Here is a 23,190-nt window from a genome sequence, read left to right as displayed (position 1 = left end):
TCATGCATCCAGGATGACGGATCGCGTGAGGTTACGGGGCTGATCGGGGTCGAGCCCGCGGGCGAGAGACCGGTCGAGGGCGATCCGGTGCAGGCGCGCGAGGTCGGCCAGCGGGTCGATCGCACGGTGCTCGAACCGCGCGCCGGTCGCCTGGACCTGCGCACCCAGGCCCTCGGGGGCTTCGCCGAAGTGCCAGGTCACGCGCCCGGGGGCGGCGATCGCGATCGGACCGTGGCGGTAGTCCATCGAGGGGTACGACTCGGTCCACGACTGCGACGACTCGCGCATCTTCAGCGCGGCCTCGTGCGCGAGACCGGTCGCCCAGCCGCGGCCGAGGAACGTGTACTGCTCGGCGTCGCGGAGTTCGTCGTCGTCGGCGGACTCGGTGAGCACGGCCCTCGCGTCGGCGATCGCTCCGCTGAGGTCCTCACCGAGAGAGGCGCGGAAGAGCGCGAGAGCCGTCGTCGCGAATCGCGTCTGCACGACGGACTGCTCGTCGGCGAAGGGGAGCAGCACCGCCTCGTCCACCAGCGAGACGAGGGGCGAGTCGGGGTCGCCGATGACGCCGATCGTCGGGACGCGGCCCTTGACGCGGTCGACGAGCTCGAGCACCTCGGTGGTGGTGCCGGAACGGGTCAGCGCGACGACGGCGTCATAGCCGCGGTCGACGAATGCCTCGGATGCCGCGAACGCATCGGTCTCGCCCTGGCCGGACGATTCGCGCAGTGCGGCATACGACTGAGCCATGAACCAGGAGGTGCCGCAGCCGACCACGGCGATGCGGGCCCCGGACGCCGGCAGCAGCGCCTGCGCATCGCGGAGATCGGCGGCGATCGCCCACGTCTCGGGCTGCGAGTGGAGCTCTTCGCGCATGTGCGCGCCGGGCAGCTGATCGGTCATTTCGACGTCCTCCAGAATGAGAAGTTGCATACTTGTGATTGTTTGAAGCTTGATTCGATCATAGTATGTCGACAACAAAGGTCAATGAGGGAACAGGCTTGATTTGTTTGTTCCCTTGACAAATAATCATACGAGTTCCATCCCGAGCCCACCCGGCTTGATCGATCGCAGCTGCCGTCCGGCGAAGCGATCACCACGCACTGTCGCGTGATCGTGCTTGCGACTGTGCACCACACCCCTTCCGGAGACGGACCCGTTCCCGGAACGGACACTCACAGTGAGGAATGCAATACACATGAAGAAGTCACTGCGGTTCGGCGCCGCCGCCATTGCGGCCGTCGCCACGCTCTCGCTCGCTTCGTGCGGGTTCGGCGGTTCGGCCGGAGACGGCGGCGACGCGGACGGATCGACCACGCTCGACCTCCTCGTCCCCAGCTACTCGGACGGCACCAAGGCGAACTGGGAGACCGTCATCGACGGTTTCGAGAAGGCCAATCCCGACATCAAGGTCAAGCTCGAGGTGCAGTCGTGGGACAACCTCGAGAAGGTCGTCTCCACCAAGATCCAGGCCGGCGAGGCACCCGACATCTACAACGGCGGACCGTTCGCCGGCTTCGTGGGCGATGAGCTGCTCTACCCGGTGAAGGACGTGGTGTCGGAAGACACCTTCGCGGACTTCCAGGACTCGTTCATCAAGAACGCCGAGGTCGACGGCGAGGCGTACGCACTCCCGCTCATCGCCTCGGCTCGTGCCCTGTTCGTGAACAACGCACTGCTCGACCAGGCGGGCGTCGAAGCGCCCACCGACTGGGACTCCCTGCTGGATGCCGCGACCAAGGTGTCCGCGCTCGGTGGCGGCGTCGCCGGCTACGGCATGCCGCTCGGGTCTGAAGAGGCGCAGGCCGAGGCGGCTGTGTGGCTCTGGGGCGGCGGCGGATCGTTCGGCGACGCGTCCGAGATCACCATCGACACCCCCGAGAACCTGGCCGGTGCCGAGCAGATCAAGAAGATGATCGACGCGGGTGCGACGCAGGCCGACCCCGGTTCGACGCAGCGTTCGCCGCTGATGGACATCTTCATCCAGGGCAAGATCGGCATGCAGGTAGGCCTCCCGCCGACGGTCGGCCAGATCGCCGAGGGCAACCCCGACCTGGACTACTCGATCGTTCCGATCCCGACGAAGGACGGCTCGCCGTTCACCCTCGGCGTCATGGACCAGCTGATGGCGTTCCAGAACGACGACGACAAGAAGGAAGCGATCACCAAGTTCTTCGACTACTACTACTCGGCCGACGTGTACGTGCCGTGGGTGCAGGCCGAGGGCTTCCTTCCGGTCACGAAGTCGGGCTCTGAGGCACTCGCCGGCGAAAAGGCGCTCAAGCCGTTCCTCGACGTGCTGCCCGACGCGCAGTTCTACCCGTCGACGAACCCGAAGTGGTCCGCCGCCGACGGTGCCTTCAAGTCGCTGTTCGGTCAGCTGCAGACGCTCCCGGCGGCTGACGTGCTGACGCAGATCCAGGCGCAGGTCGACGCGGGCTGAGCCCGCTGGACGGAGAGGTTCGGGTATTCCCATGAGCCAGACAACAGAGTCCTCGAACCTCGCGGGGGCGGCCACCGGCCGCCCCCGCACTCCGGACGCCATCCCGCGGCGCAAGTCAGGCGGCAAGGACCTCCTCCAGGCGCTGCCCTGGATCGCGCCCGCCCTGCTGCTCATCATCGGAGTGGTGTTCTTCCCCGCCGGTGTCATGTTCTTCAACTCCACGCGCGACATCTCGCTCTCGGGCCTCGACAAGGGCTCGGTCGGATTCGACAACTTCGCCACCGTGTTCGCGTTCGCGGAGTTCTGGCCGATCCTCGGCCGCACGGTCATCTGGGTCGTGTCGGTCGTCGCGTTCACGGTCGTCATCTCACTGGGGCTAGCACAGATCCTCAACAAGGCGTTCCCCGGCCGGCAGATCGTGCGCATGGCCGTCATCGTTCCGTGGGCCGCATCCGTCGTCATGACGACGATGGTGTTCTACTACAGCCTCGAGCCGTACTTCGGGGTGTTCAACAAGTTCCTCTACGACATCGGCCTGAGTGACGACGCGGTCGGATACGGCTGGACGAAGAATCCGGCGACCGCCTTCGCATGGTCGATCGTCATCGCGATCTTCGTGTCGCTCCCGTTCACGACGTACACGATCCTCGCCGGGCTCCAGTCGGTGCCCGCCGACGCGATCGAGGCGGCGAAGATGGACGGCGCCGGCCCCGCGCGCACCTACTGGTCGATCATCCTCCCGCAGTTGCGCAGCGCCCTCGCCGTCGCCGTCCTGATCAACATCATCAACGTGTTCAACTCGCTGCCGATCCTCAAGGTCATGACCGGCTCGATCCCCGGCTACGGTGCCGACACGATCATGACGATGATCTTCAAGTACATCGAGCTGCAGAAGAAGGTCGACGTGGCCAGCGCCCTGTCCGTCGTCGCGTTCCTCATCGTCATCGTGATCGTCGCGATCTACGTCAAGACCGTCAAGCCCATGAAGGAGGTCTGATCATGACCGTGACCGAGACCGAACTCGTCACCACCACGGGTCGCGGCGGGCGCAGCCTCCCTCCGCTGAACGGCCGCAAGCGCCGCTACACCGAAGATCAGGTCACGCTGCCGCGGGTCATCCTGCGCACCGCCGCCGGCTTCCTCGTGCTCGCGATCTTCGTGCTGCCGTACCTGATCATGTTCTTCGGCTCCGTGAAGACGAAGCCGCAGATCCGCTCGGTCGACCCGACGTACTTCCCCACCGAGTGGCACTGGGAGAACTACATCACGATGTGGTCGACCCCCGAGACGCCGCTGCCGTACAACCTGATCTCGACGATCATCATCGCGGTGTTCGCGACGCTGCTCGTGCTGGTCGTCTCGCTGCCCGCGGCGTACTACACGGCACGGTTCAAGTTCCCCGGCCGCATGGTGTTCCTGTTCCTGGTGATCGTCACCCAGATGCTGCAGCCGGCGGTGCTGACCTCGGGCCTGTTCCGTCAGTTCACGACTCTCGGGCTCGGCGACACGTGGGCGGCGATGATCTTCATCAACGCCGCGTTCAACCTCTCGTTCGCGGTGTGGATCATGCACTCCTTCTTCGCCGGCATCCCCAAAGAGGTCGACGAAGCCGCGCAGATCGACGGCGCCGGACGCTTCACCGTCCTGTTCAAGATCAACCTGCCGCTCGTCTGGCCGGGCATCGTCACCGCGATCGTGTTCACGTTCGTCGCCTGCTGGAACGAGTTCGCGGCATCCCTCGTCATCCTGTCGACCGACAAGAACCAGCCGCTCTCGGTCGCACTCACCAAGTTCGTCGGCCAGTACGAGACGAGCTGGCAGTACGTGTTCGGCGTCTCGATCGTCGCGATCCTGCCCGTCGTCATCCTCTTCATGCTCATCGAGAAGCGCCTGGTCGGCGGCTTGACCGCCGGCAGCGTGAAGTAGGTCCGTCGCACTCCCCGGCATCCGCGATCGACGGCGGATGCCGGGGCGTCAGGCGTCGGCCAGACTCGGCATGCGGCGCTGTTCGCGGCGGAACCGGCTCGGCGAACTGCCGAGGCGCTGCGTGAACTGGCGCGAGAAGTACGAGGGATCGTCGAACCCGACCTGCTGGGCGATGATGCTCACCTCGAGGTCGGTCTCGACGAGCAGCGACTGCGCGCGGGCGAGACGCGACTCGATGAGCACTTGGAGCGGTGTCAGCCCGGTCGCCGACACCGTCGCCGACCGCAGCTGGGGAACGCTCATCCCGAGCTCGTGGGCGCGGGTCTCCATCGAGACCTGACGGGTGGCACCCCGGGTGAGCGCGTCGATGAGGTCGGGGGCCGAGTCCGGCATGGTCATCGCGGCGAGGTCGGCGATCCAGCCGTAGCTCGCCGCCGACGCACGGAGCGCGCCGACCGAGCTGCCGTCCGCCAGATGCTCATGCAGGCGCTCGAAGGTCGTCGGCAGGGATTCCGGCATCCGATCGAGCGACACGACCGGTGCGGCGCGCCGCCACGCCCCGAGTTCGTCGAGCGCACCGGTCGCCGCACCCGAGAACAGGACCCAGTGCTCCGTCCACCCTGCGCGGTGCGGCCCGTATCCGTGAGCCACGCCCGGGAACAGCCAGAGGAGCGCCGGTGCCTCTACTCTGATCTCTCCCGTGAGGGGACTGGAATACCACCCGCTCCCCTCGCTGATGACGACCACGGCGTGGGAACGCAGCTTGCGGCCCCGGAATCCCTCATGACTGCCACGGTATTCCCCCGCACCCAGGCAGGCGATGGTGACATCGGTGAGCGCGCGTGCGGGATTCGCGTAGATCGCCCAGTTGTCCATGATCGTCCAAGTCTGGTCCGTCAGCCCCGAAAATACAAGAGTTCTCGAGGGAAATCCATGGACGAATAGTCCTATCGCGGTCGAGGCTGGAGGAATGATCACGTCCAACGGCTATGTGCTCGAAGAGCGGCCCGAGCGACTCGGTCGGCTCGAGCCCGTACCGACATCGCTGCGAGCCGACAGGGATGCACTGTGGGACCGCCTGCGTCGAGACGGCTATCTCTATCTCAGCGACCATCTCGATCCTGCCCTGGTCCGCGACTTCCGTACCTATTATTTCGACATGCTCGCACCGACGGGCCTCGTGGAGCCGGGAGGCGCCGACGAGGGCATCGACTCGAATGCCGACATCGACCTGGCCCTGACCCGTCGCGTGCTCTTCGACGATGTCGTACCGGGCGACCGCTACGCCGCCCTGACGTCTCACCCGTCGATCCGCGGATGGTTCCAGTGGTTCCTGGGCGACGACGTGCACCTCCACAAGCGCCGCATCATCCGGCACACCCGTCCGGGCGAGACCGGGATCGGCACCGCCACGCAGGCCCACTACGACCTCGTGTACCTGCGCGAGGGCACCGACCGCGTGCTGTCGATGTGGATCCCCCTCGGCGACTGCGCCGTCGAGACGGGCGGACTCGCCTACCTGGAGGGGAGCCACCACCGCGTGATGGCGCAGGAGCGCGCCGGCACCCTCACGATGCCGGCCGCGTCGATCACCGCCGACCTGCCCGGACTGGCCGACGAGTACGACTCCCGCTGGCTCATCAACGACTACCGGGCGGGCGACGTCATGGTGCACTCCGCGCACATCGTGCACGCCTCGACCGACAACGTCGATCCGCATCGTCGCATCCGCCTGTCCACCGACATCCGCTACCAGCGCGTCTCCGACCCGATCGACTGGCGATGGCAGGAGCATTGGTTCGAGGGCGACGGGCTCTGAGCCGAGACGGCTGGCGCGTCAGGCGAGCCGGATCGCGAACTTCTGCGGCCATGTCCAACTTCTGCGGCCCATTCCGAGCGAGCTGGCCGCAAAAGGTGCGATCGACCGCTGAAGTCGAGGACCGACGCAGCCCTGACGTGCGCGTCAGGCGTCGGAGGCGGATGCTGCGAGCAGCTGCTCGGCGCTCCACCGCACCCCGAGTGCCGAGGTGAGCGCGGCCTGCGCGGCGCCGGCCGAGAGCGCGACGCGGGGATCGGCGTAGCGGACCGGAACCTGCGAGGTCCCCCGTGAGGCGTAGCCGGTCTCACTGCGGAGACTCTCGAGGAACCGCGGCCCGAGCACGGTCGCCGGTCCGCCGATGACCACTTCGGCGGGGTCGAGGAGGGCGCTGATGAGCTTCACGGCGCGGGCGAGTGCGCGGGCACCGTCGTCGAGCTGGCCGGGATCGGCACGGGCGGCGAGCACCGCGAGTTCTGCGGCATCCATCGCGTCGGAGAACTCCGCGCCGAGCATCGCTCCCATGGCGGATGCCGATTCCAGGCATCCGCGCCGGCCGCAGCTGCAGTCCCTGGCCGCGTCGCCGAACACCACCTGCACGTGTCCGATCTCGCCGGCACGGTCGCGCGGTCCTGGAGCGAGCTCGCCGTCGAGCGTCACCGCCGCACCGATGCCGCCGCCGATGTGGATGAAGAGTCGGTAGCCCGCGGGCGACTCGTCGCGCCCGGCCTCGGCGATGGCCTCGGCGTCGACGTCGTTGATGAGCAGGACCGGCGCGTGCAGCAGTCGCTCGAATCGCTCGGCGAGCGGCACGTTCTCCCACTTCAGCTGCACGCTCTCCAGCACGGAACGGCCATCCGTCGTGCCGGGGAGCTGCACCCCGGCAGCAAGCAGACGGCCGCCGACGTCGGCGGCCACTGCGGCGACCGCGGAGTCGAGCACCTTGTCGCGGTCATCCGCGGAGTAGGTGACCCGCCGTACCTCGAGCTCGGCGCCGTCGAGCGCGACGAGTGCGAGGTGCGCGTGCCGTGGTTGGATGACGACGACGAGGATCAGGTGGTGTTCGGCGTCGATGCTGAGGGTCGTCGCCCTCTTGCCGCCCGTGCTGGCGGCCTGCTCGCCCTCGACGACCAGCCGGTTCTCGATCAGTTCCGCGACGAGCGACGACGCCGTGGCCGCGGTGAGACCCGTCGCCCTCGCGATGCCGGCACGCGTCTGAGCGCCCGGGCTGCGGAAAACCAGCTGCAGGGCCCGCCGGAGGTTCGCACGCCGGACTGATGCCTGCGTGTCGAGGGCGTCATCGGTGTTCAGCATGGGGTCCGTTCGGGCGCTCGGGTGCGAGCTGTTGACAGATCGTGCAGTGATCCGTAGTCTCTCCGTAAGTTTATTCATTGAACTTAGTTGGCCGTGAGGCCTCTCACAACTCCGGACGGGCGAGTGCTGCACACACCGTCGCCCGTCCGGCACTTCTCTCAGCGGCCTTCTGCCGCTTCGGTGTGATGGCGGATGACCTCGGCTACCACGAAGTTGAACCACTTCTCGGCGAACTCGGGGTCCAGGTGCGCCTCCTCGGCGAGAGCGCGAAGGCGGGCGACCTGCTGCTCCTCGCGATTCGGGTCGGATGCCGGCATCTCGTGCTCGGCCTTGAGATGCCCGACCTGCTGGGTCGCGCGAAAGCGCTCGGCCAGCATGAAGATCAGCGCGGCGTCGATGTTGTCGATGCTGGCGCGAAGTCGGAGCAGTTCGGCCCTCGGGTCCTCAGCGGCTGTCATGCCCCTACTCTAGAGCCGCAGAACGCCCGTGTTCCGACGACCCTCAGCGCTATCGTGAGCACATGAGCAACGAAGAGTCGCCGGCCTCCGCGCCCACCGACGACACGGCATCCGTCCCCCCGCTCGATGCCCCGGAAACCGTCGTCGCACCGCGTGCCGTCGTCGAGCCGATGACGCCCCGGGGCTCGTTCTGGACCCGCATCGATCGCCCCTTCGTGTTCGGATTCCTGGTCACGCTCGGCGGCCTCGGCGCCATCGTGCTCGGCCTCGCGCTCACGAGCCTGTCGACCGTGCTCATCTACATCGCCCTCGCGCTGTTCGCCGCTCTCGGTCTCGACCCCGCCGTGCGATTCCTCGAGCGCCGAGGACTCTCGCGCGCGATCTCGGTGCTCTTCGTCATCCTCGGACTCGTCATCGTGTTCGCGCTGCTGCTGTGGATGGTCATCCCGATCGTGATCGACCAGATCTCCAGCTTCGTGACCTCCGTGCCGAGCATGGTCCGCGAATTCACCAAGACCGATCTCTACGCCACGCTCGCGGCGCAGTTCGGCGAGCAGTTCCAGGACCTGGTCGTCGAGGTGCAGAAGTTCCTCTCCGACTTCGGCAACCTCGCGACCATCGGCGGCGGAGCCCTGAAGGTCGGCGCGTCGATCGCATCCTTCATCTCCGGCACGATCATCGTGCTCGTGCTGACCCTGTACTTCCTCGCGAGCCTCACCGGGATCAAGAACAGCCTGCTGCGTCTCGCCCCCGCCCGCGACCGCGCACGGGCGAGCGACATCACCGACCAGATCACCGACTCCGTCGGCGGCTACGTGATGGGGATGGTCGTGCTGGCGTTCTGCAACGCGCTGCTCGCCTTCCTGCTCTACTTCTTCCTCGGCCTGCCGTTCCCGCCGCTGATGGCGACCGTGGCCTTCTGCATCACCCTGATCCCGCTCGTCGGCTCCGTGCTGTTCTGGGTCATCGGCACCGGCATCGCGCTGTTCACGAACCCGATCGGCGCCCTGATCTTCGCGATCGTCTACCTGATCTACATGCAGATCGAGGCCTACGTCATCACCCCGCGCGTGATGAACCGTGCGATCTCGATCCCCGGTTCGCTCGTCGTGATCGGCGCCCTTGCCGGCGGCACACTGCTCGGACTGCTCGGCGCGCTCGTCGCCGTGCCGGTCACGGCATCCATCCTCATCATCATCAAGCAGGTCTGGGTGCCGCGGCAGGACGCCCGGGTCTAGCGGGCGCCCGTCCCCCGGACGCAGAAGTGCCCGGACCCGCTGCATGAAATCAGCAACGGGCCCGGGCACCTCTTCAGGACGCGAACTCAGACGAGGTCGTTGTCCTCGAGCCACTTCTTGGCGATGTCGGCCGACGACTGCTGGTCGACCGTGCTGAGCACGTTGAGCGACACGAGCTCCTCGGCGGTGAGCTTCGCGCTGATGGCGTTCAGCACATCGGACACCTGGTCGGCGATGTCGCTCGACACGATCGGCACCACGTTCGACGAGATGATCAGGTTCTCCGGGTCTTCGAGAGCGACGATGTCTTCGGTCTCGAAGGCCGGGTCGGCCGTGTAGATGTCGGCGACCTGGATCTCACCGGCGAGCAGCGACTCGAGCGTGGTCGGGCCGGTGGCCGAGAACGTCAGGTCGACGCCGTAGACCTCCTTGGCCTTGGCCGGGCTGTACGGGCGCTCCTCGAACTCCGGCGCGGCACCGATCGTGACCGGGGTGGTCACGTTCTTCAAGTCGCCGATCGTCTTGAGGTCGTTCTCCTCGGCGAAGCTCTTGAGCACGGTGTACGTGTCCTGGTCGGACGCCTCGGCGAAGTCGAGAGCGGTCAGGCCGTCGGGCAGCACGTCCTGCAGTGCGGCGTAGACGTCATCCGGAGCGGTCACATCGACGCCGTCCTTCGAGAGGTACTCCAGCAGGCTGCCGGTGTACTCGGGGAAGACGTTGATCTCGCCGGACTCGACCTCGGGCATGTACGCGTCGCGCTGGCCGATGTTGAGCTTCTTCTCGACCGTGAACCCGGCGCCTTCGAGCGCCTGGGCGTAGATCTCGGCGATGATCTCGTTGGAGTAGTACCCCTGCGAGCCGACGACGATCGTGTCGGAGCTGCCCGAACCGGAACCGGCGTCGTCGGATGGCTCTTCGAGCGGGTTGCCGCCGCAGGCGGTCAGGGCGAGTGCGGCTGCGGCCACCAGGCCGACGGCCAGGACGGAGCGCTTGCCTCGTGCTGTGAACATGGACTTCCTCTTCTCTGGGACTTACTCAGTGCTGTGAGTGCGGGTGTAACGAATGCGGGAACGATGCGGTCAGGCGGCGGCGGTGGCGGTGGACGGCTGCGCGGCGGGTGCGAGCGGCCGGGAGCGGCGCCGACTCTGGCGCCCGGTGCGCACTCCTCGGGGAACGGCGGCATGCTGCGCCACCGCGAGCAGGAGGTCGACGAGCAGAGCCAGGACGGCGACGATCAGTGCGCCGCCGAGAACCTGATCGAAGCGTCGCAACGGGATCCCCTGGATGATCGGGTACCCGAGCCCGCCGAGGTTGACGTAGGCCGCGATGGTGACGGTCGCGATGACCTGCAGCAGAGCGGAGCGGATACCGCCGACCAGCAGCGAGAGCCCGAGAGGCACCTCGACCTTCCAGAACACCTGCCACTCGGTCATGCCCATGGCCCGCGCAGAATCGAGCACCCGGCGGTCGATGGCCTCGAGACCCGTGTACGCACCGGCCAGGAGCGACGGGATGGCGAGCAGCACGAAGGTGATGATCGCCGCCTCGGGGATGCGCAGCACGCCGAGCAGCAGCACGAGCAGCACCATGAGGCCGAAGGCGGGGATGGCGCGAGCGGCACCCGAGACGGCCACGGCGATCTCCCGCCCTCGTCCGGTGTGGCCGATCAGCCAGCCGGTCGGCAGAGCGATGACAGCGGCGATCAGCACCGAGATCGCGGTCAGGGCGAGATGCTGCCCCAGCAGCACGGGCAGGGCATACGGGCCCTCCCACTGCTTCGGGGCGAGGATCCAGGCGATGGCGTCGGCGAAGAGATTCATGCGGCAGCCCTCACGGGGACGGCACGGCTGGCGGAGACGCGGCTGGTGGCCGTGGTCCACGGCATCAGCGCTCGTCCGATCAGCAGCAGGATGAGGTCGATGACCAGGGCGATGACGACCACCGCGACGACGCCGGCGAGCACCTCCGCGATGATCCGACGCTCGAGGCCGTTGGTGAACAGATAGCCCAGGTTGGTGACGCCGATGAGGATGCCGACGGTCGCGAGTGAGATCGTGCTCACGGCCGCGACGCGGAGTCCGGCGAGGATCACGGGACCCGCGAGCGGGAATTCGACGGCCCAGAAGCGCCGGAACGGCGCGAAGCCGGTGGCCGTCGCGGCCTGCCGCACGCCGTCGTCGACCGAGTCGAGACCGTCGGCGACGGATCGGACGAGGATCGCGACCGCGTAGATCGTCAGCGCGATCACGAGGTTGGTCTCGCTGATGGCCGAGTAGCCGAGAGTCGCCGGCAGCAGGATCAGCAGCGCGAGCGACGGGATCGTGTAGAGAAGCCCGGTGAGCACGATGATCGGTCCGCGCACGAGTCGGTAGCGCCAGGCCACCCAGCCGAGCGGCAGGGAGATCACGAACCCGATCACGATCGGCACGATGCTCTGACGCAGGTGCACCAGCGTCAGTTCGAGGATCAGTCCCAGGTTGTCGGTGACCCAGTTCACGGAGCACCCTCTGCCCCGGCATCCGGTGCGCCGATGCTCTCCGGCTCGGCCACGATCGCGCCCTGCGTGCGTCCCTCGGAATCGACTACGACGGTGCCGTTCGGCGTCTGCTTGAGGCGCAGCGCGCGGCGGCCGCGGTCGGCGCCGATGAACGCGGCGACGAAATCGTCGGCCGGGTTCTCGATGATCTCGCTCGGGCTGCCGACCTGCACGATGCGCGCGCCCTTGTCGAGGATGACGACCTGGTCGCCGAGCAGGAACGCCTCGTCGATGTCGTGCGTGACGAAGACCACCGTCTTGTCGAGTTCGTGCTGCAGCCGGAGTGTCTCCTGCTGCAGGTCGGCGCGAACGATGGGGTCGACCGCGCCGAAAGGCTCGTCCATGAGCAGGATGTTGGGGTCGGCGGCAAGGCCGCGGGCCACTCCGACGCGCTGCTGCTGGCCACCGGAGAGCTGGCTCGGGTAGCGCTCCGCGAGCGCCTGATCGAGGCCGACGGTGTCGAGCAGCGCGCGGGCCCTCTTGTGCGCCTCGGGCTTCTTGACACCCGTGAGCCGCAGCACGGTGGCGACGTTGTCGATCACGGAGAAGTGCGGCATGAGACCGGAGTTCTGCATGACGTAGCCGATACGACGGCGCAGCTGCACCGGATCGCCGACGAGCACGTTCTCACCGTCGATCTCGATGTCGCCCGAGGTCGGCTCGACCATGCGGTTGATCATGCGCAGCAGGGTGGTCTTGCCGCACCCGGACGAGCCGACGAACACGGTGGTCTTTCGCGACGGCAGCACCAGGCTGAAGTCGTCGACCGCCACGGTGCCGTCAGGGAACTGCTTGGTGACGTTGCGGAACTCGATCATGGGTCACTTTCCAGTCGGTCGGTCGACGAGGCGCGCATCGGCGCCCCGGCGACGGCATACGGAAGTCATGCGCTGATCTGCACGCGCGGGTCGAAGGCGACGTAGCCGGAGAAGTCCTTGCCGACGCGGTCGAATGCGGAGGGGTACGGGGTCGGGTAGGACCACGCGTAATCGGTGTGCAGCTCGTCTCCGGTCTTCACCGAGAAGTACTGGGCTGCGCCCTTCCACGGGCAGGTGTAGGGCGTGGGGCTCTCGACGAGCGCTCCGGGCGCGATGGACGCCGGCGGGAAGTACCAGTTCCCTTCGATGCGGACGAGATCGCTCTCGTCTGCCTCGGCGATGACGGTTCCTGCGATGACAGCCTTCATGGTCCTGCCTCCTCGGATGTGTGTTCGAGCGTATAAGACGGCTGGGACATCCGGGCGGGGGGTTGCGGGGAAGCCGTCAATGTGAGAAATATTCGGATGCTGTTCGATGCGGCCCCGGGAACGGATTGCCGGCCGCCGAACGGCGGTCGTCAGGCCGAGTCGCGCCCATACCCCTCGAGCAGGCGGAGCCAGATCTCGCTGATCGTCGGATACGCCGGAACGGCGTGCCAGAGGCGGGCGATCGGGACCTCGCCGACGATGGCGATCGTCGCGGCCTGGATGAGTTCGGCGACCTCGGGACCGACGAACGTCGCGCCGATCACGATGTCGCGCTCGGTGTCGATCACCAGGCGGGCCTGCCCCTCGAAGCCGTCCTCGTAGACGCTGGCTCCGGCGACCCAGCCCAGGTCGTAGTCGATCACCGTCACGTCGTGCCCCGCTTCCCGAGCGGCGGCTTCGGTGAGTCCGACGGAAGCGACCTCCGGGAACGAGAAGGTCACCTGCGGCACCGCCGCGTGATCGGCGGTGGCGACGTGCCGGCCCCACGGGCCATCGTCGACGTCGTCGCCCTTCGCGCGCGCGGCGATCGCGTCTCCGGCGGCGCGCGCCTGGTACTTGCCCTGGTGCGTGAGGAGCACGCGTCCGTTGACGTCGCCCACGGCGTAGAGCCAGTCGATGCCGGGCACGCGCAGCGTGTCATCCGTCTCGATCCACTTCCCCGGTTCGAGGCCGACCGTCTCGAGGCCGATGTCGCGGTTGTGCGCCGACCGTCCGGTCGCGACGAGCACCTCGCTCGCCGAGATCTCCTCGCCGCCGTCGAGGGTGATCGTCACACCCTCATCGCCGCGGTGGACGGAGGTCGTGCCGGTCGAGGTGCGTACGTCGACGCCCAGCTCCTTCAGCCCCGCGGCGACGCGCTCTCCGGCGAAGGGCTCCATCGACGCGAGAAGTTCGCCGCGCGCGATGATCGTGACCTTCGAGCCGAGCGAGGCGTAGACCGTCGCCATCTCGACGGCGACGACGCCGCCGCCGATCACGGCCAGGCTCTCCGGCAGCTCCTCGGCACTGGTCGCCTCGCGACTGGTCCACGGCGCCGCCTCGCGCAGTCCGTCGATCGGCGGGATCACGGCCTCGGATCCGGTGCTGATCGCGACCGCGTGCCGGGCGCGCAGCACGCGGGTGCCGCCGTCGGCATCCGTCACGGTGACCTCGCGCTCGCCCGTGAGCCGGCCGAAGCCCCGGGCGAGGTCGATGCCCGCCGAGTCGAGCCATTTCACCTGACCGTCGTCGGACCAGTTGCTCGTGAACGAATCGCGCCGGTCGAACACCGCACGCACGTCGAGCTTTCCGGTCACGGCCTGCGACGCTCCGCCCACGTGCTGCGCCGCGCGCAGCGCCTGCGCCGGACGCAGCAGCGCCTTCGAGGGCATGCACGCCCAGTACGAGCACTCGCCTCCGACCAGCTCGCTCTCCACGATGATCGTCGTGAGACCGCCCTGCACGGCGCGGTCCGCGACGTTCTCGCCGACAGCTCCTGCGCCCAGGACGATCAGGTCGTATTCATCCGTCTTCGCTGCAGCATCCATGTGTCGCACCTCTCCGTCGCCCAGTCTCGCTCAAGAGCAACGCCGAGTCACGGGTGAGTGTTCCGCGCGCGGCGATTCCCGCGGCATCCGGCGGCATCCGGCTTCCATCCGCAGGTTCAGATCACGGATGCAGGCGCGAAACGCGGCGTGTCGACCTGCGCGTGTGATCTGGACCTGCGGATGCACGCCGCGCGGCCGTCCTCAGGCCGCGACCGCCTCCCGCGGCGCGCGACGGGTGGCGAATGCCCGCGGGTACGCCCGCTGCAGCGCGACGACGACGAGCGTCGCCGCCGCAACCTTGATGAGGTCTCCGGGGAGGAAGGCGAGGCTCGACAGCGCGGTGGGGACGAGCGGGACGCCCGTCACGAGCGCCTGGACGGGGATGCCGAAGGCGTAGACGACGAGCACGCCGCCGATGAGGGATGCCGCGGCGGCACGCCACCACGTGACCCGCCCGGTGCGCATCAGCAGGCCGATCACGATCACGCCGGCGATCCAACCGACGAGGTAGCCGGCCGTCGGGCCGACGAACACGCCGAGGCCTCCGCGGCCGCCGGCGAGCACGGGAATCCCCACCGCCGCGAGCACCAGCACGAGAATGATCGAGAGCGGCGCGATCCGCGGACCGAGCACGAGTCCGGCCAGCATGACGCCGAGCGTCTGGGCGGTGATCGGCACTCCGCCCGGCAGCGGCACGACGACCGTGCCGAGCACGATGATGAGGGCGGCGAACACGGCCACGCGGCCGAGGGTCGCGCTGGTGTCACGGGTCGAGGGTGCCATCGGGATTCCTTCCTGAACGGTGTTCACCTGAACACTGTTCAGCACAGTACTCACCGAAGGACCTCGCCCGCAAATCAGGTCCTCGTCGGCACCAGCACGACCTTCCCCCGCTGGCGACGCTGCTCGATCGCGTCGTGCGCCGCGGCGGCATCCTCGAGACGGTACTCGTCGACGGGCGGGGCGGTGCGTCCCTCCGCCACGGCGGCGAGCGCTCGGGTCTCGAGCTCCCGCAGATCGGGAAGAGCCCGACCCAGCGGCACCGCGACCGTGAGCGAGCGCGCGACGATGTCGGTGGAGTCGAGCCGCACGATCTCGCCGCTCGACCAGCCGATGATCACGACCCTCGCTCCACGACCGAGGCTCTCGACCGCCGCACGTCCGGTCGCGCCGCCGACGCCGTCGATCAGCACCGACGGCTGTGCGCCGTCGAGGAGCTCGGCCATCTGCTCCGGCCAGGTGTCGTCGGTCGCATCCAGCGCGTGGAGACGGCCGGCCGTTCGCCGCCCGCCGTGCGCCAGCTGCTCGACCACCGCTCGCTTCGCCTCACCGCCGTAAAGCGCGACGACCGTGGCACCCTCCGACAACGCGAGCTGCACGAGCTGGCTTCCGAGGCCGCCCGAGGCTCCGGGGATGATCACGACGTCGTCAGGCCGGAACTCGACCGACTCGAGCACGAGCTGCGCCGTCCGGCCGGTGCCGATCGCGGCGACGGCCTGGGCGAACGGCATCCCAGCGGGAACGGTGTGCAGCGCTGCGGCCGGAGCGATCGCCGACTCCGCATAGCCGCCGCTGCGGAAACCGACGTGCGCGACCACGCGCGTGCCCAGGAGAGCCGTGTCGACGTCGGGACCCACGGCCTCGACGGTGCCGGCCACCTCGCGCCCCGGCGTCATCGGCAGCGCCGGCTTCGGCATCGACGGCGGACCGTCGCCTCGGCGGATGTCGGTGTCGACCGCGTGCACTCCGGCGGCGGCGACGCGCACGAGCACCTCGCCCTCGCCGGGCTCGGGTACCGCGGCCTCCTCGACCCTCAGCACTGCCGACGAACCGAACTCCCGCTGCACGATCGCCCGCATGGTGCGCTCCTTCTCCACCGTGACGCTCATGCGCCCTCCTCCTGCACGGTCGCGCCGCGCCCGGCATCCGTCCGTATCCGCGGCGCGATCAGCGCGGCAGCCAGGGCGATCACGGCCGCCAGGATGAACACGCCCGTGAACGGGTCGGCGACCGCCACCAGCGCCGTGAAAAGGCTGCCCGTCACGGCGAGCGCCAGTGCACTGCCGAACGAGTCGGCGACCGTCATGGCGCCGCTGTTGAATCCTTGGTTCTCGGGGGTCGACATCGCGAGCGTCAGGGCGCTCGAGCGCGGGCTCATCAGCCCCATGCCGACTCCCGCGATGACCCAGGCGCCGGCGACGAGCAGGGCGTCCCAGCGGAACGCCGCCACAGCGACCGTCAGCACGATGCCGACCAGCACCAGGACCGTACCCACGCGCACCGCGGTGACGCTGGAGAGCCGGACACCCATGCGTCCCTGAACCGTCGCGGCAGCGGACCACGCGAGGGCCCCTCCGGTCAGCGACAGCCCGGCGAGCGTCGGCGAGAGCTCGTAGGGGTCGGTCAGCAGGTACGGCAGGTACACCTGCGCACCGAAGAACGCGGCACCGGCGAGCCCGCGGACGAGGATGACCGAGGGCAGCCCGCGGCGCGCGCGCAGCGTCCCTCGCGGAACGAGCGGGCGTACGGCGATGAGCGCCACGACGATCGCGACCACGGCGAGCACGGGACCCACCGCGGGGATGTCGCCGACCAGGTTCAACGCGAGCACCGCGACGGCCGCCAGCACCGACCAGCCGAGCCGGCCGAACGCCCATGGTGCGGTCGCGTCTCCGTCGTTCGCGAGGCCGCGCAGGGCGGGGATCACCATCACCAGCGCGACGAGCACCAGGATCACGACGCCGAGGAACACCCAGTGCCAGCTCCAGAGCTCGGTCACGGCGCCGGCGACCGTCGGCCCGATGAGGGAGGGGATCACCCAGGCCGCCGCGAAGCCGGCGAAGATCGCGGGGTGGAGCTCCTGCGGGTAGACCCGGGCGACCACGACGTACAGCGCGACCATCAGGCCGCCGCTGCCGAGTCCCTGGGCGAAGCGCCCGGCGACGAGCACCTCCATGCTCGGCGCGAGTCCGGCGATGAGGAGGCCGATGACGAACATGGCGACGGCCGTGTACAGCGGAGCGACGGGTCCGCGACGATCCGCCCAGTTCCCGGCGACCACCATGCCGATCACGCTCGTCGCCAGCGGACCGGCGAAGGCGAGCGCGTAGAGCCGCTCTCCACCGAGGTCGGCGCTGACCGTCGGCATCACCGTCGTCACCGCCAGCGACTCGAAGGCCCCGAGGAACACGAGCGCGCACGCACCGATCGTGATCCATAGATACTCGCCGCCCATGATGCGCGGTGCGGCGGCACTCGGCGTCGCGTCCACTCCTGTTTCCGTTGTCATGATGACGACGCTAGGACTTCAACTAAGGTTGAGGTCAAGCCGAGCACGTGAGGAGAAGCGATCATGCCGCAATTGGACGGCGACAAGGACCGAAGACTCACGATCGGAGAGGTCTCCGGACGCAGCGGCGTCGCCGCATCCGCCCTCCACTTCTACGAACGCAACGGCCTGATCGTCTCGGAGCGCACCTCCGGCAATCAGCGTCGCTACGGCCGCGACACCCTGCGCCGTGTCGCCTTCATCCGGGTCTCGCAACGCGTCGGCATCCCCCTCAAGGACATCCGCATCGCCCTCGAATCCCTCCCCGAGGGCCGGACGCCCACCAGGAAGGACTGGGCGCGCCTGTCGCAGACCTGGCGCGACGAACTCGATGCGCGCATCCGTCAGCTCGAGCATCTTCGCGGCGACCTCGACGGATGCATCGGCTGCGGCTGCCTCAGCCTCACATCATGCGCGCTGCAGAACCCCGAGGATGTTCTCGGGCGCAAGGGCGCGGGCCCGATCCGCTGGCTCGCGAAGGGCATCCCCGCAGACGAGTGAGTCGGCTAGCGCACGAGCAGGAAGTGCGTCGGCGCCGGGACCTGTGCCTCATGACGGATGCCGAGGGGCGCGCCCGTTCGTTCGTCGAGGTCGAGCAGGGTGACCGTGTCGGACCGCTGACCGGCGACGAGGAGCTTGCCCTCGTGGACCAGGTGATGACGCGGCCAGTCGACGCCCGAGTCGGCGAGCGCGACGGACTCGAGGGAGTCGCCGTCGCCACGGACGCGCAGCGCCGCGATCGTGTTGCTGCCGCGGAGGGCGGTGTACAGGAACTGGCCGTCGCGGGTGCGGGCGAGCTCGGCCGGGAAGTCGAAGCCGACCTGCGCGATCGGACTCGACAGGGTCGACGACACGACGCGCCAGGTGCCGTCGACGCCGGCGGCGAGCGTGAACACCTCGCAGGAGTACTCGGTCACGACATGCAGGTGACCGCTGGGGTGCACGACCATGTGACGCGGACCGGTTCCGAGCGGGAGCACGACCTCCTGGTCGAGGACGAGGCCGTTCGCACTCTGCTTCCAGAACCGCACGAGGTCGAAGCCGAGGTCGGTGGTGGCGATCCGGCCGTCGGGCAGGAAGGCCGCGGCATGGGCGTGCGAGACCCGCTCCGCGCTCGATCCGTACGGGTCGGTCGCGGCGACGCCGTCGCCGGGAGGAGTCGCCGCCGGAGCATCCGGATCCTCGTCGCCGAAGAGGGCTGCGCGCAGCGCCGCCGCGGCATCCGTCTTCGCGTGCGCCGGCACCAGACGGCCGGCGGCATCCAGACCGATCCGCACCACGCGTCCGTCGCCGTAGCAGCTCGCGATCAGGAACGCGCCGTTCGGTGCGACGGCCAGGTGGCAGACGTTCTCGCCCACGCGAACCGGGTCGCCCAGCGGGGACAGCGCCGATTCTCCGGTGCGGGCGAAGGCCTGCACCTGGGCGTCATCCTCCAGCGCCGCGTAGACGACATCGAGGGACGGATGCCGCGCCAGCCACGACGGCGACGGCGTCTCGACGACAGCGCCGCGGTAGGCGAGCGTCGTGGCCTCGCGACCCTCGTCGCCCGCGAGCAGGCCGATGCCGTCGGCCGAGCCCTCCATGGCGGAGCCGTAGCCCCCGAGCCAGAACCGCGTCACGCGCTCGCCCCGTTCAGTCGACGAGATCGTGGCGGACGATGACCTGGTCGCGCTCCGGGCCGACACCGATCACCGAGATGCGCGTGTTGCTCATCTTCTCGAGTGCCAGCACGTAGTCCTGCGCGTTCTGCGGCAGGTCCTCGAACGTGCGAGCCGTGGAGATGTCTTCGCTCCAACCGGGGAAGTACTCCAGCACCGGCTTCGCGTGATGGAAGTCGGTCTGGTTGACCGGCACCTCGTCGAAGTGCACGCCGTCGACGTCGTAAGCCACGCAGACCGGCACCTGCTCGAGACCGGTGAGGATGTCGAGCTTCGTCAGCACGAGGTCGGTGATGCCGTTGATGCGGGTCGCGTAGCGCGTGATGGGCGCGTCGTACCAGCCCACCCGGCGCGGACGCCCCGTCGTCGTGCCGAACTCGAAGCCCTGCTTGCGCAGCCACTCGCCCTGCTCGTCGAACAGCTCGGTCGGGAACGGGCCCGAGCCGACGCGGGTCGTGTACGCCTTGACGATGCCGACGATGCGGTCGAGGGCACCGGGGCCGACGCCGGATCCGGTCGCTGCACCCCCGGCGGTCGCGGATGACGAGGTGACGAACGGGTAGGTGCCGTGGTCGATGTCGAGCATCGTCGCCTGGCCGCCCTCGAAGACCACGACCTCGCCGCGGTCGAGCGCCTCGGCGATCAGGTAGCCGGTGTCGGCGACCATCGGGCGCAGACGGTCGGCGTACGACAGCAGGTCTTCGACGACCTCGTCTGCGGTGATCGCGCGGCGGTTGAAGATCTTGACCAGCAGGTGGTTCTTCTGGTCGAGAGCACCCTCGACCTTCTGCCGCAGGATGTTCTCGTCGAAGATGTCCTGGATACGGATGCCCACACGGTTGATCTTGTCGGCGTAGGCCGGACCGATGCCGCGGCCCGTCGTGCCGATCATGCGCTTGCCGAGGAAGCGCTCGGTGACCTTGTCGAGCGTGCGGTGGTACTGCGTGATGATGTGCGCGTTCGCGCTCACCTTGAGCCGGGAGATGTCGATGCCGCGGGCGGCGAGCGCCTCGAGCTCGAAGAACAGCACCTCGAGGTCGACGACCACACCGTTGCCGATGACCGGCGTCACGCCGGGAGAGAGGATGCCGGACGGCAGAAGGTGCAGCGCGTACTTCTCGTCGCCGACGACCACGGTGTGCCCGGCGTTGTTGCCGCCGTTGAACTTCACCACCCAGTCGGTGCGCTCACCGAGAAGATCGGTGGCCTTGCCCTTTCCTTCGTCGCCCCACTGCACGCCGACGATCACGATTCCTGGCATGGGTGTCCCCCCTGCTTTCGCCGGGTTTGCACCGGCCGATGAGCTGGCCCTCTTCGGGCGGTCCCATCCTATCGGGAGGGGGTTTCCGGGCTGTTTCGGGAGTAGTGCGCCTCGATGCGTCGCCACTCCGGAGAACCCTGCACCGGCGCCCGCAGCGACTCGGGCATGACGAACGCCTGCTCATGGGGCCGTCGAGTGCTGCCGGGGTTCGGGGCCGGGAGCAGTTCGTACGGCACCCACGGATCGTCGAGGAGCCACGAGCGGATCTCGGCGGCCTCCGCCGGCTCCTCGGTCCAGCGATGGAACCAGCCCTCCACGTGCTTCGTGGTCTCGCCTGCAGACAGATGCGGTGCCACCAGCTCTGCGTACTCCGGGGAGAACCAGGAGAGCCACTGCGGCTGAAGCGGCAGCCCTGCCCACGCGCCGCGAACGGCAGGAACCTGGGCTGTCTCGAACATGGTGTCATTCAGCTCCGCTGAGGCGAAGAAGCTTCCCGATCTGCGCGCGACCTCGACGAAGAACTCCTCGAAGGACGCTTGCGTGCCCGCGCGTTCCCAGGCCGCGAAGTCGAACCTCAGGGCGATCTGCTGGTATCGGGACTCGAGGTCGTTCGTCCACCCGGAGATGGTGCCGTGCGGGAAGTGCTTGCCCGTGAGAATCAGAGGGGACACGTCACACTCTTCGCGATACATGTGATCGAAGGTCGAGGCGTCGTCGCGCGGGAACCTTCCCTGCATCGGTTCGTGCGTTCCGAAGCGGGAGGGCACCGCAGCCGGGCACAGCTCGGTCGCGACGTCGAGGTAGATCCGGGCCAGGTCGCGGGAATCGTCTCTCAGGCGGAACCAGTTCAGGTGGAGATACAGGTTCTCGCTGAATGTCATGCCTGAAGGTCCACGACGAGCCCATCGAGCCGGTCAGCCAGCCGCGACGCAAACCCGAGTGCTGCCGAGAGCTGTCTCGGATCCGCTTCGAAGGAGAAGCCTGCCGAGGTATCAACGAGGTACGGCACCTGGATGCTGTAGAACATGGTCGGAGGGGTGTTCCCCCTCCATTCGTCGGGGACCTCGTCCGGGTCCACTTCCATCGGGCCGTCGACGTGGAAGCAGTGCTCGCCCGAGCACTTCCACCCGACTTCACCGACTCCGCCGGTCGCGCGATCACCCTTCGCCGTCAGTTCTCTGTCGGCCTTGACCGTCTTCACGAGTTCACGCGCTGTCATCGCTCGCTGCCCATACACTTCCACGTCGTACGACATCTCTCCCCATCCTCCGGTTGCCCCCGCCACGCTACCGACGAACCGACGTCACGGGGGAGATATCGCGTCCGCGGCACGCTGGCGGGAAAGCGAGGGATGCTGTCGCTCCAGGGCCTCGCTCGATGTCGGAGGCCCCTGACAGGATCGGGGGATGCCTGAAGCCGTGTCCGGCGATCCCGGAGCCCGCACGAGTACCGCCGCGCCCGGCAAGCAGACCGCGCCCAAGAAGCAGGGCGCACTCGTCCTCGTCGCCGCGTTGGTGACCGTGGTGCTCTGGGCCTCGGCGTTCATCGGCATCCGCGGCGCCGGCCCGCACTACGACCCCGGGGCCCTCGCTCTGCTGAGGATGGCCGTCGGCACGGTCGTGCTGACGATCATCGCCGTGCGGCACGGCATCCGTCTTCCCGAGCGTCGGCACTGGTGGCTGATCGCGGTGTGGGGCGTCGGCTGGTTCTGCGTCTACAACCTCGCGCTCAACAGCGCCGAGCGCACCCTCGACGCCGGCACTGCCGCGATGGTGGTGAACCTCGCACCGCTCATGGTCGTCATCTTCAGCGGACTGTTCCTGCGCGAGGGCTTCCCGAAGCCGCTCGTGATCGGGGCGCCGATCGCGTTCCTCGGGGTCGTGCTGATCGGCATGAACTCGTCGACGAAGGAAGGCCCCGACATCACGGGTCTCCTCCTCGCCCTTCTCGCCGCGGTGATGTACGCCGGGTGCACGCTCGTGCAGAAGCGTCTCCTCACCGCCGGGACCGATGCGACGACGCTCACGTGGCTCGGAGCGATCGCCGGCACCGTCGCGCTGCTGCCCTGGATCGGCGGTCTCATCGATGCCCTGCAGTCCGCGCCGCTCGACTCGACGCTGTGGGTCGTCTACCTCGGCATCTTCCCCACGGCCGTCGCCTTCACCACCTGGGCGTACGTACTGCAGCGCAGCACCGCCGGCCAGACCTCGGCGACCACCTACGTCGTGCCGGCGATCGCGATCCTCATGTCGTGGGCGATCCTCGGCGAGGTGCCGACACCGCTGATGTTCCTCGGCGGCGCGCTGTGCCTGCTCGGCGTGCTCGTCACGCGCATGCGCGGGCGGCGCCGCGCGGCCTGACGCCCTGATTCGGGTCGCACTTTCTGCCGGCCGCGTTCGTTCCGGTCGCACTTTCTGCCGCGCCTGCGCATCCGCAACGGCAG

Annotated in this window: 24 protein-coding genes; 7 read left to right on the top strand and 17 right to left on the bottom strand. The window is 68.4% G+C overall.

Annotated features, from left to right (window positions below):
- Positions 1-900: an SIS domain-containing protein gene (locus tag LC452_RS07315; protein WP_223623689.1), complete on the bottom strand. Its 900-nt coding sequence runs from the start codon at positions 898-900 to the stop codon at positions 1-3.
- 295 nt (positions 901-1,195) lie between these two features.
- Between LC452_RS07315 and LC452_RS07310 the strand changes: the two genes are divergently transcribed.
- Genes LC452_RS07310 through LC452_RS07300 form a run of 3 tightly spaced genes read left to right on the top strand, consistent with a single transcriptional unit; the run spans position 1,196 to position 4,366 of the window.
- Positions 1,196-2,440: an extracellular solute-binding protein gene (locus LC452_RS07310; protein WP_223623687.1), complete on the top strand. Its 1,245-nt coding sequence runs from the start codon at positions 1,196-1,198 to the stop codon at positions 2,438-2,440.
- Positions 2,441-2,471: 31 nt separating this feature from the next.
- On the top strand, positions 2,472-3,437 hold the full coding sequence (locus LC452_RS07305) for a carbohydrate ABC transporter permease (protein WP_223623685.1): 966 nt from the start codon (positions 2,472-2,474) through the stop codon (positions 3,435-3,437).
- Positions 3,438-3,439: 2 nt separating this feature from the next.
- On the top strand, positions 3,440-4,366 hold the full coding sequence (locus LC452_RS07300) for a carbohydrate ABC transporter permease (protein ID WP_223623683.1): 927 nt from the start codon (positions 3,440-3,442) through the stop codon (positions 4,364-4,366).
- 48 nt (positions 4,367-4,414) lie between these two features.
- Here the strand turns inward: LC452_RS07300 and LC452_RS07295 are convergent, their stop codons facing one another.
- Positions 4,415-5,242 carry an AraC family transcriptional regulator gene (locus tag LC452_RS07295; RefSeq protein WP_223623681.1) on the bottom strand — a complete coding sequence of 276 codons (828 nt, stop codon included), beginning with the start codon at positions 5,240-5,242 and terminating at the stop codon, positions 4,415-4,417.
- A gap of 94 nt (positions 5,243-5,336) precedes the next feature.
- Between LC452_RS07295 and LC452_RS07290 the strand changes: the two genes are divergently transcribed.
- The gene (locus tag LC452_RS07290; RefSeq protein WP_223623679.1) at positions 5,337-6,185 is read left to right on the top strand and encodes a phytanoyl-CoA dioxygenase family protein; all 849 of its coding nucleotides are present in this window, start codon (positions 5,337-5,339) and stop codon (positions 6,183-6,185) included.
- A 144-nt stretch (positions 6,186-6,329) separates the two neighbouring features.
- Here LC452_RS07290 and LC452_RS07285 read toward each other — a convergent pair whose 3' ends face one another.
- Positions 6,330-7,496 (bottom strand): ROK family protein, encoded by a 1,167-nt coding sequence (locus LC452_RS07285; RefSeq protein ID WP_223623677.1) that lies wholly within the window; start codon positions 7,494-7,496, stop codon positions 6,330-6,332.
- Between the two features lie 158 nt (positions 7,497-7,654).
- Positions 7,655-7,954, bottom strand: coding sequence for a chorismate mutase (locus LC452_RS07280; RefSeq protein WP_223623675.1), 300 nt, complete (start codon positions 7,952-7,954; stop codon positions 7,655-7,657).
- A gap of 62 nt (positions 7,955-8,016) precedes the next feature.
- On the opposite strand from LC452_RS07280, the gene LC452_RS07275 reads away from it, so the two are divergent.
- Entirely contained in the window at positions 8,017-9,192 is a 1,176-nt protein-coding gene (locus LC452_RS07275) for an AI-2E family transporter (RefSeq protein WP_223623673.1), read from the top strand.
- Positions 9,193-9,278: 86 nt separating this feature from the next.
- On the opposite strand, the gene LC452_RS07270 is transcribed toward LC452_RS07275, so the two are convergent.
- From LC452_RS07270 to LC452_RS07230, 9 genes are all read right to left on the bottom strand, one after another.
- Entirely contained in the window at positions 9,279-10,202 is a 924-nt protein-coding gene (locus LC452_RS07270; RefSeq protein WP_223623672.1) for an ABC transporter substrate-binding protein, read from the bottom strand.
- Positions 10,203-10,271: 69 nt separating this feature from the next.
- Positions 10,272-11,012, bottom strand: a complete 741-nt coding sequence (locus LC452_RS07265; protein WP_223623671.1) for an ABC transporter permease — start codon at positions 11,010-11,012, stop codon at positions 10,272-10,274.
- Positions 11,009-11,689 carry an ABC transporter permease gene (locus LC452_RS07260; RefSeq protein WP_223623670.1) on the bottom strand — a complete coding sequence of 227 codons (681 nt, stop codon included), beginning with the start codon at positions 11,687-11,689 and terminating at the stop codon, positions 11,009-11,011. Before LC452_RS07260 ends, LC452_RS07265 begins: the two co-directional genes overlap by 4 nt.
- Positions 11,686-12,546: an ABC transporter ATP-binding protein gene (locus tag LC452_RS07255; protein WP_223623669.1), complete on the bottom strand. Its 861-nt coding sequence runs from the start codon at positions 12,544-12,546 to the stop codon at positions 11,686-11,688. Before LC452_RS07255 ends, LC452_RS07260 begins: the two co-directional genes overlap by 4 nt.
- 65 nt (positions 12,547-12,611) lie before the next feature.
- Entirely contained in the window at positions 12,612-12,914 is a 303-nt protein-coding gene (locus tag LC452_RS07250; protein WP_136056095.1) for a DUF427 domain-containing protein, read from the bottom strand.
- A gap of 149 nt (positions 12,915-13,063) precedes the next feature.
- Entirely contained in the window at positions 13,064-14,500 is a 1,437-nt protein-coding gene (locus LC452_RS07245; RefSeq protein WP_223623668.1) for an NAD(P)/FAD-dependent oxidoreductase, read from the bottom strand.
- Between the two features lie 201 nt (positions 14,501-14,701).
- Positions 14,702-15,283 carry a biotin transporter BioY gene (locus tag LC452_RS07240; RefSeq protein WP_223623666.1) on the bottom strand — a complete coding sequence of 194 codons (582 nt, stop codon included), beginning with the start codon at positions 15,281-15,283 and terminating at the stop codon, positions 14,702-14,704.
- Between the two features lie 74 nt (positions 15,284-15,357).
- Positions 15,358-16,389: an alcohol dehydrogenase catalytic domain-containing protein gene (locus LC452_RS07235; protein WP_223623664.1), complete on the bottom strand. Its 1,032-nt coding sequence runs from the start codon at positions 16,387-16,389 to the stop codon at positions 15,358-15,360.
- Positions 16,386-17,789, bottom strand: a complete 1,404-nt coding sequence (locus LC452_RS07230) for an MFS transporter (RefSeq protein WP_374197761.1) — start codon at positions 17,787-17,789, stop codon at positions 16,386-16,388. Before LC452_RS07230 ends, LC452_RS07235 begins: the two co-directional genes overlap by 4 nt.
- A gap of 63 nt (positions 17,790-17,852) precedes the next feature.
- Here LC452_RS07230 and soxR point away from each other — a divergent pair, with 63 nt between their 5' ends.
- On the top strand, positions 17,853-18,329 hold the full coding sequence (soxR, locus tag LC452_RS07225; RefSeq protein ID WP_223623662.1) for a redox-sensitive transcriptional activator SoxR: 477 nt from the start codon (positions 17,853-17,855) through the stop codon (positions 18,327-18,329).
- 5 nt (positions 18,330-18,334) lie between these two features.
- Here soxR and LC452_RS07220 read toward each other — a convergent pair whose 3' ends face one another.
- The 4 genes from LC452_RS07220 to LC452_RS07205 form a co-directional block, all read right to left on the bottom strand.
- Positions 18,335-19,447 carry a beta-propeller fold lactonase family protein gene (locus LC452_RS07220; protein ID WP_223623660.1) on the bottom strand — a complete coding sequence of 371 codons (1,113 nt, stop codon included), beginning with the start codon at positions 19,445-19,447 and terminating at the stop codon, positions 18,335-18,337.
- Between the two features lie 13 nt (positions 19,448-19,460).
- Complete coding sequence (locus LC452_RS07215; protein WP_223623658.1) at positions 19,461-20,747, bottom strand: adenylosuccinate synthase; 1,287 nt, start codon at positions 20,745-20,747, stop codon at positions 19,461-19,463.
- Positions 20,748-20,815: 68 nt separating this feature from the next.
- Complete coding sequence (locus LC452_RS07210; protein ID WP_223623656.1) at positions 20,816-21,418, bottom strand: hypothetical protein; 603 nt, start codon at positions 21,416-21,418, stop codon at positions 20,816-20,818.
- A 206-nt stretch (positions 21,419-21,624) separates the two neighbouring features.
- A complete protein-coding gene (locus tag LC452_RS07205) occupies positions 21,625-22,002 on the bottom strand; it encodes a hypothetical protein (RefSeq protein ID WP_223623655.1) in 378 nt (125 codons plus the stop codon).
- 151 nt (positions 22,003-22,153) lie between these two features.
- On the opposite strand from LC452_RS07205, the gene LC452_RS07200 reads away from it, so the two are divergent.
- Positions 22,154-23,107 (top strand): DMT family transporter, encoded by a 954-nt coding sequence (locus LC452_RS07200; RefSeq protein ID WP_223623653.1) that lies wholly within the window; start codon positions 22,154-22,156, stop codon positions 23,105-23,107.
- Positions 23,108-23,190 lie beyond the last annotated feature (83 nt).

Source organism: Microbacterium sp. EST19A (genome assembly GCF_019969685.1).
Classification (GTDB): Bacteria; Actinomycetota; Actinomycetes; order Actinomycetales; family Microbacteriaceae; genus Microbacterium.
This window is presented reverse-complemented; position numbering and strand designations above follow the sequence as displayed.

Excerpts from the sequence above, each read along its gene's own strand:
- LC452_RS07270 (WP_223623672.1), bottom strand. The coding sequence starts at position 10,202 with ATGTTCACAGCACGAGGCAAGCGCTCCGTCCTGGCCGTCGGCCTGGTG.
- LC452_RS07290 (WP_223623679.1), top strand. The coding sequence starts at position 5,337 with ATGATCACGTCCAACGGCTATGTGCTCGAAGAGCGGCCCGAGCGACTC.
- LC452_RS07205 (WP_223623655.1), bottom strand. The coding sequence starts at position 22,002 with ATGTCGTACGACGTGGAAGTGTATGGGCAGCGAGCGATGACAGCGCGT.
- LC452_RS07305 (WP_223623685.1), top strand. The coding sequence starts at position 2,472 with ATGAGCCAGACAACAGAGTCCTCGAACCTCGCGGGGGCGGCCACCGGC.
- LC452_RS07230 (WP_374197761.1), bottom strand. The coding sequence starts at position 17,789 with ATGACAACGGAAACAGGAGTGGACGCGACGCCGAGTGCCGCCGCACCG.
- LC452_RS07245 (WP_223623668.1), bottom strand. The coding sequence starts at position 14,500 with ATGGATGCTGCAGCGAAGACGGATGAATACGACCTGATCGTCCTGGGC.
- LC452_RS07300 (WP_223623683.1), top strand. The coding sequence starts at position 3,440 with ATGACCGTGACCGAGACCGAACTCGTCACCACCACGGGTCGCGGCGGG.
- LC452_RS07295 (WP_223623681.1), bottom strand. The coding sequence starts at position 5,242 with ATGGACAACTGGGCGATCTACGCGAATCCCGCACGCGCGCTCACCGAT.
- LC452_RS07215 (WP_223623658.1), bottom strand. The coding sequence starts at position 20,747 with ATGCCAGGAATCGTGATCGTCGGCGTGCAGTGGGGCGACGAAGGAAAG.
- LC452_RS07275 (WP_223623673.1), top strand. The coding sequence starts at position 8,017 with ATGAGCAACGAAGAGTCGCCGGCCTCCGCGCCCACCGACGACACGGCA.
- LC452_RS07265 (WP_223623671.1), bottom strand. The coding sequence starts at position 11,012 with ATGAATCTCTTCGCCGACGCCATCGCCTGGATCCTCGCCCCGAAGCAG.
- LC452_RS07250 (WP_136056095.1), bottom strand. The coding sequence starts at position 12,914 with ATGAAGGCTGTCATCGCAGGAACCGTCATCGCCGAGGCAGACGAGAGC.
- LC452_RS07200 (WP_223623653.1), top strand. The coding sequence starts at position 22,154 with ATGCCTGAAGCCGTGTCCGGCGATCCCGGAGCCCGCACGAGTACCGCC.
- LC452_RS07280 (WP_223623675.1), bottom strand. The coding sequence starts at position 7,954 with ATGACAGCCGCTGAGGACCCGAGGGCCGAACTGCTCCGACTTCGCGCC.
- LC452_RS07315 (WP_223623689.1), bottom strand. The coding sequence starts at position 900 with ATGACCGATCAGCTGCCCGGCGCGCACATGCGCGAAGAGCTCCACTCG.
- LC452_RS07285 (WP_223623677.1), bottom strand. The coding sequence starts at position 7,496 with ATGCTGAACACCGATGACGCCCTCGACACGCAGGCATCAGTCCGGCGT.
- LC452_RS07235 (WP_223623664.1), bottom strand. The coding sequence starts at position 16,389 with ATGAGCGTCACGGTGGAGAAGGAGCGCACCATGCGGGCGATCGTGCAG.
- soxR (WP_223623662.1), top strand. The coding sequence starts at position 17,853 with ATGCCGCAATTGGACGGCGACAAGGACCGAAGACTCACGATCGGAGAG.
- LC452_RS07240 (WP_223623666.1), bottom strand. The coding sequence starts at position 15,283 with ATGGCACCCTCGACCCGTGACACCAGCGCGACCCTCGGCCGCGTGGCC.
- LC452_RS07310 (WP_223623687.1), top strand. The coding sequence starts at position 1,196 with ATGAAGAAGTCACTGCGGTTCGGCGCCGCCGCCATTGCGGCCGTCGCC.
- LC452_RS07255 (WP_223623669.1), bottom strand. The coding sequence starts at position 12,546 with ATGATCGAGTTCCGCAACGTCACCAAGCAGTTCCCTGACGGCACCGTG.